A 1,327-nucleotide genomic window follows, 5' to 3' on the forward strand; every position below is an offset into this window, starting at 1 on the left:
ATTAAACGAACCTTTTATAACATTAAACGAACCTTTTATAACATTCAAAGACTTAATTAAAAGAACAGTTCTTTTAATTAGTACTTTTTAAGTATATTTGATAAAATTTATATTAAATATGAAGGATTTAGGGATTATAACCGAACAGGACGCAAATAAAGTAGGAGAAGTCCTCTATAAACAGCATAATGCGCTTACTTCCGGCCGTTATGATTTTACAGCTTGCCAGTTGGATATCATGTTTATGGTGTTAGCTTCACTAAAAGAGAATGAAACTGCTTATAAAATCCATGTTACCGACATTGAATTGATCACTGGTCGCAAATGGAACATTTCCCAACTGACTGAAAGCACGGAGGGCTTACTTACACGAATGTTTGAAGTTGATTCAGAGGATGGTTATACACAATTCGTCTTGTTTCAGTACTTTAAGTATCTAAAGGGAACAAGGACTATTGAGGTCAAACTTTCTGAAATATCCCTGCCGTATTTTTTCGACCTCAAAAATAACTTTACCCATTTTCAGCTTAAGTCCGTCCTTGATTGCTCTTCCAGTTATGCTAAAAGACTTTACATGTTAGCATGCCAATGGCGCACTGTTGGAAAATTTCCTCGTCCTATACCTATAACCGAATTAAAGAAAATGCTTGGGCTGGTCGATAAAAAGGGAAATGAACAATATGCGGAGATAACAGGTTTTAAAACAAAAGTATTGGACATTGCAAAAAAGCAAATAAACGAGCATACGGACATACATTTTGATTATGAACTTTATAAAAAAGGACGTTCTTTCGAGTTCATTCAAATATTTGTAAACAGTTCAAAAAACAAACCTGATCAATTAGAGATTGATTTCCAAAAGGACATTGATTTTCAGAAAGATGTGCGCAACGTTATGGCATATGGATTAAGTAAGGAATATTCCGAATTGATTGTAAAAGATGGTTATACCAAGTTTATAGCGTTTATTGAGGATCTGAATGCAAAAATTCGACAAGGCAAAGCATCCATTGAAAAATCAACGGCCTATATCGTTGGAGCGTATCAGAAAAAAGGTGTACTACCTAAAAAAGAAAATTAGAAATTTAGGCTAAGCTGATCTACGCTAATCTGTGTAGGTGATCGGTAATGAGCTCCCCTAAATAGTCAATATCAAAAGGCTTTTCTATAAAACCATCTGCACAGGCATCTTCTGTAATTTGTTGCAGTCCCACCGCAGTGGATAATAATATAACAGGAATGTTGTTTGTAACGGGATTCGCTTTTATTTCCTTGCAAATATCACTACCAGAACCATTCATTACCACATGATCTAACATTATTAAAT

Annotated in this window: 2 protein-coding genes; one reads left to right on the forward strand and one right to left on the reverse strand. The window is 34.4% G+C overall.

The window, feature by feature from the left end:
• The first annotated feature begins 118 nt into the window (after positions 1-118).
• Positions 119-1,081: a replication initiation protein gene (locus ABTY40_RS30830; RefSeq protein WP_350502496.1), complete on the forward strand. Its 963-nt coding sequence runs from the start codon at positions 119-121 to the stop codon at positions 1,079-1,081.
• A 19-nt stretch (positions 1,082-1,100) separates the two neighbouring features.
• On the opposite strand, the gene ABTY40_RS30835 is transcribed toward ABTY40_RS30830, so the two are convergent.
• On the reverse strand, positions 1,101-1,327 hold a 227-nt coding region (locus ABTY40_RS30835), incomplete at its 5' end, for a response regulator (protein WP_502990716.1).

Origin of the sequence: Streptomyces sp. NPDC126503 (assembly GCF_040302405.1) — a bacterium.
Classification (GTDB): domain Bacteria; phylum Actinomycetota; class Actinomycetes; order Streptomycetales; family Streptomycetaceae; genus Streptomyces; species Streptomyces gulbargensis.

Bases quoted from the DNA above. Each gene is read 5' to 3' on its own strand.
- ABTY40_RS30830 (WP_350502496.1), top strand. From the start codon at position 119: ATGAAGGATTTAGGGATTATAACCGAACAGGACGCAAATAAAGTAGGA.